This is a genomic window from Pseudomonas sp. PS01298 (genome assembly GCF_029959745.1).
In the GTDB taxonomy this organism is placed as follows: domain Bacteria; phylum Pseudomonadota; class Gammaproteobacteria; order Pseudomonadales; family Pseudomonadaceae; genus Aquipseudomonas; species Aquipseudomonas aylmerensis.
In genome coordinates, this window is record NZ_JASCPP010000189.1 from 1 (window position 1) to 6,643 (window position 6,643).

A 6,643-nucleotide genomic window follows, 5' to 3' on the forward strand; every position below is an offset into this window, starting at 1 on the left:
GCGTAGCAGCCCCTATCAAAGCCCCCCTAACCTGCCAGAAAAATCCCCATACAGGTTTCGGGTCTGCTGCGCAGCCCAACGCAGGGCAAGCCTGCTCACCACAACAAGCGTGCCTGCATTCAAGCCTGCTTGCCACACGGGTTAAACCACATCCACTCCGACATGAATTGCATCATGCCGCCAAAATTCCAGGTCGCAGTCGATCAGTCGCTGGTGCTGGTCATAATTGACCCGGGCAATCCGCAGGCCCGGGCTGCCCACCGACACGCGCAACGCGGCGGCGGCTTCCACCGGCAGTGAGGTCGGGACGATTTCGAAACGCACCCGCCCGTAGTGCAAGTCGTATTTGCGCGCATACAACTCAGTCATTGACTGATTCAGGTCGCACTCAAGAATCCCCGGGAAATACTGCGGGTTCAGGTAATGCTCCACATACAACACCAGCCGCCCGTCAATCCGCCGGCCCCGGCAGATCTGGATCACGCTGGACAACGCCGGCAACTGCAACCACGCACACACCGCCGCCGAGGCCGGTTGCAGCCGCGCAGAGATCACTTCGGTAGACGCCACCCGCCCCTGGTCGTTGACCATCGCGTGAAAGTGGCTGCGCTGCATCAAGTTGTAGGCCAGCCGTGGTGGCGAGACAAACCAGCCACGGCGCTCCTCACGATAGATCTGGCCTTGGGCCTCCAGTTGTAACAAGGCTTCCCGCACGGTAATTCGAGTGGTACCAAACAACTCGCTGAGCTTGCGCTCGGCGGGCAGTTTGCTTGCAGGCGGCAACAGGCCGTGGTCGATCTGCTCTTGCAGCGCCAGGCCGATGGATGTCACCGCCTTGATTGCCTCATCACGCATCAACGTTACCTATCTGGACTAGACCAGCACCGTTCAGGTGCACAAAACGCGCTGTATTCGGGCTCCTGCCATTGCGTGCCAGCCTAGGCATTACAGATGACCGACAGATGACAGTCCATGTCGGGTCCCTCCTGCACACCCTGCAATACATCGGCCAAGTCCAGGCTCTGCGGGCACTTGAGCATGGTCTACGCTAAGTCTGTGCAGAGCGACACAAGCGATTTAAAAACGACATCGACATGAAACTGTCATCCATCCAGCCTAGATTGGCTCAGGTATTGCTGACCTAGACCAACACCACCGCAAACGTCGACAAAAACGCAGCGTTGAAAACGCCCAAAGGAGCTTCGGATGAAACAGCTTTTCCTGGCATCACTGTTAGGCTCGACCATTGCCATGTGCACCGCCGCCATGGCTGCTGATACCGATCTAAAAACCCTTGAAGCTGCCGCCAAGACAGAAGGCGCCATCAACAGCGTCGGCATGCCCGATGACTGGGCCAACTGGAAAGGCACCTGGGAAGACCTGGCCAAGACCTACGGCCTCAAGCACATCGACACCGACATGAGCTCGGCCCAGGAAATCGCCAAGTTCAAGGCTGAAAAAGACAACGCCAGCGCCGACATCGGCGACGTGGGCGCGGCCTTCGGTCCGATCGCGGTGAAGCAGGAAGTCACGCAGCCGTACAAACCGTCGACCTGGGCCCAGGTCCCGGATTGGGCCAAAGACAAGGACGGTCACTGGGCCCTGGCCTACACCGGCACCATCGCCTTCATCGTCAACAAGAAGCTGCTGCACGGTTCCGAAGTACCAACCAGTTGGGCTGACCTGCAGAAAGGCAAATACAAAGTCTCCATCGGCGACGTGAGCACCGCGGCCCAAGCGGCCAACGGCGTACTGGCGGCAGCCATCGCCAATAAAGGCGACGAGAAAAACATCGCGCCGGGCCTGCAGTTTTTCACCAAGATCGCCCAGCAAGGTCGTCTCTCGCTGTCCAACCCGACCATCGCCACCATGGAAAAAGGCGAAGTCGAAGTGGGCATCGTCTGGGACTTCAACGGCCTGAGCTACAAGGCCAAGATGGCCAACCCGGATGACTACGTGGTGCTGATTCCTTCTGACGGCTCGGTAAAATCCGGCTACACCACCATCATCAACAAATACGCCAAGCACCCGAACGCCGCCAAGCTGACCCGCGAATACATCTTCAGCGATGCCGGCCAACTCAACCTGGCGCGTGGCAATGCGCGTCCGATCCGTGCTGAAACCGACCTGAAACTGCCGGCTGATATCGCCAAGAACCTGATCCCGGGCGAGCAGTACACCAAGGCCAATCCGCAACCGATCAAGGATGCCGATGCCTGGGAAGCGACCTCCAAGAAGTTGCCACAACAGTGGAACGAGCAAGTCATCGTAGAAATGAAGTAAGCGACGCAAAACCTGTAGGAGCCGGCTTGCCGGCGATGACGGTCGAACCTTCGACATTGATGTCGGCTGATACATCGCCATCGCAGGCAAGCCAGCGCCCACATTTGATCCGGTTCCAACCGAACAAAAGATCCACATCCCCTGTTGCGGAGCCCCAGCCCCCATGAAGCACAATGTCATCCTTGTCGTGCTCGACGGCCTGAACTTCGAGGTTGCCCGACACGCCATGGGGCACTTGCAGGCCTATGTCGGCGCAGGACGCGCAGCCCTCTACAAACTGGAATGTGAACTGCCCGCCCTGTCCCGCCCGCTGTATGAGTGCATCCTCACCGGCGTGCCACCAATCCAGAGCGGCATCGTCCACAATCAGGTCTCGCGCCTGTCCAACCAACGCAGCATTTTCCATTACGCCACCGACGCCGGCCTGACCACTGCGGCGGCGGCTTACCATTGGGTCAGTGAGTTGTATAACCGCACACCCTTTATTGCCGCGCGTGATCGTCATACCGACGACAAGGCGCTGGCGATCCAGCACGGGCATTTCTACTGGAATGACCATTACCCGGATTCACACCTGTTTGCCGACGCTGAAAGCCTGCGCGTCAAACACGCGCCAAACTTCCTGGTCGTGCACCCGATGAACATCGACGACGCCGGCCACAAGCACGGTCTCGACACCGCGCAATACCGCAACAGCGCCCGCTCGGCCGACATCATCCTGGCTGACTACCTGCAAGGCTGGCTCAATGCCGGCTACCAGGTGCTGGTCACCGCCGACCACGGCATGAACAACGATCGCTCCCACAACGGCCTGTTGCCGGAAGAGCGCGAAGTGCCGTTGTTTGTACTCGGCGAGGCCTTCAGCCTCGACATCCACGCCGCGCCGAACCAGACCGACCTGTGCGGCACCGTCTGCGAGCTGTTGGGCGTACCACACGACAAACCTGTCTGCCGGGAGCTGTTGAAGTGAATTCCATGACTCGCGGCAAATGGCTGGCGCTGCTGTGCCTGGTGCCCTTCGCGCTGTTCTTTATCGTGTTCGAAATCGCCCCGCTCGTCTGGGTGTTGATCAACAGCCTGCAAACGGAAGAAACCGGCTGGGGCCTGGACAACTTCACGCGGATCTTCAGCTCGAAGTTCTACCTGCAAGCCATCCAGTTCAGCCTGGAGATCAGCTTCTACTCGAGCATCTTCGGCATCATAATCGCCACCCTGGGCAGTTACTCCCTGCGCCGGGTCGATTCGCCGCTGCGCAATTTCGTCACCGCTTTCGCCAACATGACCAGCAACTTTGCCGGTGTCCCCCTGGCGTTCGCCTTCATCATCCTGCTGGGTTTCAACGGCAGCATCACCATCATGCTCAAGCAGGCCGGGATCATTCAGGACTTCAACCTGTACTCCAAGACCGGCTTGATCATTCTCTACACCTACTTCCAGATTCCCCTCGGCGTGCTGCTGCTCTACCCGGCGTTCGACGCGCTGCGCGAAGACTGGCGCGAGTCGGCGGCGTTGCTGGGTGCCAATGGCTGGCAGTTCTGGCGGCATATCGGCTTGCCGGTGCTCACGCCGGCGTTGCTGGGCACGTTCGTGATCCTGCTGGCCAACGCGCTGGGCGCGTATGCCACGGTCTACGCGCTGACCACCGGCAACTTCAACGTGCTGCCGATTCGCATCGCCGGCCTGGTGTCGGGGGATGTCTCGCTGGATCCGAACATGGCCAGCGCCCTGGCCGTGGTGCTGGTGGCGCTGATGACCGTGGTCACCGTGGTCCATCAACTGTTGCTCAAGAGGAGCTACCATGTCTCGCGCTGAAGCCGGCCCGGCCTCCCTCTACCACCGCGTGGTGGTGTACCTGTTGTTTGCGATCCTGGTGCTGCCGCTGATCGGCACCTTCGTCTATTCGATTGCCAGCAGTTGGTCGGCAACCATCCTGCCCGCTGGCTTTACCGTGAAATGGTACGTCCAACTGTGGAGCGACCCGCGCTTCCTGATGGCCTTCGGGCAGTCGTTGCTGGTGTGCGTGGGCGCACTGCTGCTGTCGGTGGTGTTGATCCTGCCGCTGCTGTTCGTGGTGCATTACCACTTCCCAAGGCTCGACGCACTGATGAACATCCTGATCCTGCTGCCCTTCGCGGTGCCGCCGGTGGTGTCGTCGGTGGGCCTGCTGCAACTCTACGGTTCCGGGCCGCTGGCGATGGTGGGCACACCGTGGATCCTGATCGGTTGCTACTTCACCGTGGCGCTGCCGTTCATGTACCGCGCGATCACCAATAACCTGCAGGCGATCAACCTGCGAGACCTGATGGATGCCTCGCAACTGCTCGGCGCCAGCACCTGGCAGGCGGCGATCCTGGTGGTGCTACCGAACCTGCGCAAAGGCCTGATGGTCGCGCTGCTGCTGTCGTTCTCGTTCCTGTTCGGTGAGTTCGTGTTCGCCAACATCCTCGTCGGTACCCGCTACGAAACCCTGCAGGTGTACCTGAACAACATGCGCAACAGCAGCGGCCACTTCACCAGTGCCGTCGTGATTTCCTATTTCTTCTTTGTGCTGGTGCTGACCTGGGCCGCCAATATCTTGAACAAGGACAAAAGCCAATGAGCTTCGTCAGCGTCCAACACCTGCAAAAAGGCTACGCCGGCACCCCGGTGTTCAGTGATATCAACTGCGAAATCGCCAAGGGCGAATTCGTCACCCTGCTCGGCCCGTCAGGGTGCGGCAAGTCCACCCTGCTGCGCTGCATCGCCGGCCTGACCTCGGTGGACAGTGGGAAAATCCTGCTGGATGGCCAGGACATCGTCCCGCTGAGCCCGCAAAAACGTCACATCGGCATGGTGTTCCAGAGCTATGCACTGTTCCCCAACATGACCGTGGAACAGAACGTCGCCTTCGGCCTGCGCATGCAAAAGGTCAATGCCGATGACAGCCACAAGCGGGTACAGGAAGTGCTGCAACTGGTCGAACTCAAGGACCTCGCCGGCCGCTACCCGCACCAGATGTCGGGTGGCCAGTGCCAGCGCGTGGCGCTCGCCCGCTCGCTGGTCACCCGCCCGCGCCTGTTGCTGCTCGATGAGCCGCTGTCGGCGCTGGATGCGCGGATTCGCAAACACCTGCGCGAACAGATCCGCCAGATCCAGCGCGAACTGGGCTTGACCACGATCTTCGTGACCCATGACCAGGAAGAAGCCCTGACCATGTCGGACCGGATCTTCCTGATGAACCAGGGCAAGATCGTGCAAAGCGGCGACGCCGAAACCCTCTACACCGCGCCGGTGGATGTCTTTGCCGCCGGATTTATCGGCAACTACAACCTGCTGGACGCCGACAAGGCCAGCCAGTTGCTGCAGCGGCCGATCAGCGGGCGCATCGCGATTCGCCCCGAGGCCATCGAGCTCAGCCTCAGCGGCGAACTCGATGCCCTGGTGCGCAGCCACAGCCTGCTGGGCAACGTGATCCGCTACCGCATCGAAGCCCGTGGCGTCGAATTGGTGGTGGACGTACTGAACCGCTCGGCGGACGATCTGCACCCCGACGGCCAGCGCCTGGCACTTTCCATCGACCCCAGTGCACTGTGTGAAGTAGCCTGAGCAGCACGACTGATTGAGAGAGCGTAACGGATGGCATTGGTAATTTTTGATTTGGACGACACCCTGATCCACGGCGACTGCGCCACCCTGTGGAGCGAGCAGATGGGCCGCCTGGGCTGGGTCGACCCCGAGTCGTTCATGCGCAGGAACAACGAGCTGATGGATGCCTACAGCCAGGGCAAGCTGGCCATGGAAGACTTCATGGACTTCAGCCTGGAGCCGATGATCGGCCGCACCCCGGAGGAAATCGACCACCTGGTGGAGCCCTGGGTCGAGGACGTGATCGAACCACTGATCTACAGTGACGCCACCAAGACCATCGCCCGCCACCGCGCCAATGGCGACCGCATCCTGGTGATTTCCGCCTCGGGCACCCACCTGGTCACGCCGATTGCGGCGCGGATCGGCATCGATGAAGTGCTGGGGATTGATCTGGAAGTGAGCCATGGCGTGTACAGCGGCCGTACCGTCGGTGTACTGACCTACCGCGAAGGCAAGATCACACGCTTGCTGGAATGGCTGGAGCAGGAAGGCGAGACGCTGGAAGGGGCGTATTTCTACTCGGATTCGCGCAATGACCTGCCGTTGCTGCTGAAGGTGGATCACCCAAACGTGGTGAACCCGGACCCGGTGCTACGCGAGCACGCGGAAAAGGCCGGCTGGCCGATCCATCACTGGGTGTGACACTGCGCTCCTTGAATTGAAATCCAGTCCACTGTGGGAGCGGGCTTGCTAGCGAAAGCGGTTTGTCAGTGAAGAATGTTTCATCTGACAC

7 protein-coding genes are annotated in these 6,643 nt (G+C 60.3%); 6 read left to right on the top strand and 1 reads right to left on the bottom strand.

Annotated features, from left to right (window positions below; translation table 11 throughout):
• Positions 1-141: 141 nt before the first annotated feature.
• Entirely contained in the window at positions 142-855 is a 714-nt protein-coding gene (locus QMX97_RS31145; RefSeq protein ID WP_053128712.1) for a UTRA domain-containing protein, read from the bottom strand.
• Between the two features lie 351 nt (positions 856-1,206).
• On the opposite strand from QMX97_RS31145, the gene QMX97_RS31150 reads away from it, so the two are divergent.
• From QMX97_RS31150 to QMX97_RS31175, 6 genes are all read left to right on the top strand, one after another.
• Positions 1,207-2,283 carry an ABC transporter substrate-binding protein gene (locus QMX97_RS31150; protein WP_065901340.1) on the top strand — a complete coding sequence of 359 codons (1,077 nt, stop codon included), beginning with the start codon at positions 1,207-1,209 and terminating at the stop codon, positions 2,281-2,283.
• A gap of 163 nt (positions 2,284-2,446) precedes the next feature.
• Complete coding sequence (locus QMX97_RS31155) at positions 2,447-3,253, top strand: alkaline phosphatase family protein (RefSeq protein WP_282398192.1); 807 nt, start codon at positions 2,447-2,449, stop codon at positions 3,251-3,253.
• 5 nt (positions 3,254-3,258) lie between these two features.
• A complete protein-coding gene (locus QMX97_RS31160; protein ID WP_162946148.1) occupies positions 3,259-4,095 on the top strand; it encodes an ABC transporter permease subunit in 837 nt (278 codons plus the stop codon).
• The gene (locus QMX97_RS31165) at positions 4,082-4,882 is read left to right on the top strand and encodes an ABC transporter permease (protein WP_065901347.1); all 801 of its coding nucleotides are present in this window, start codon (positions 4,082-4,084) and stop codon (positions 4,880-4,882) included. Before QMX97_RS31160 ends, QMX97_RS31165 begins: the two co-directional genes overlap by 14 nt.
• Positions 4,879-5,868: an ABC transporter ATP-binding protein gene (locus tag QMX97_RS31170; RefSeq protein ID WP_282398193.1), complete on the top strand. Its 990-nt coding sequence runs from the start codon at positions 4,879-4,881 to the stop codon at positions 5,866-5,868. Before QMX97_RS31165 ends, QMX97_RS31170 begins: the two co-directional genes overlap by 4 nt.
• A gap of 30 nt (positions 5,869-5,898) precedes the next feature.
• Complete coding sequence (locus tag QMX97_RS31175) at positions 5,899-6,552, top strand: HAD family hydrolase (protein ID WP_065901351.1); 654 nt, start codon at positions 5,899-5,901, stop codon at positions 6,550-6,552.
• Positions 6,553-6,643 lie beyond the last annotated feature (91 nt).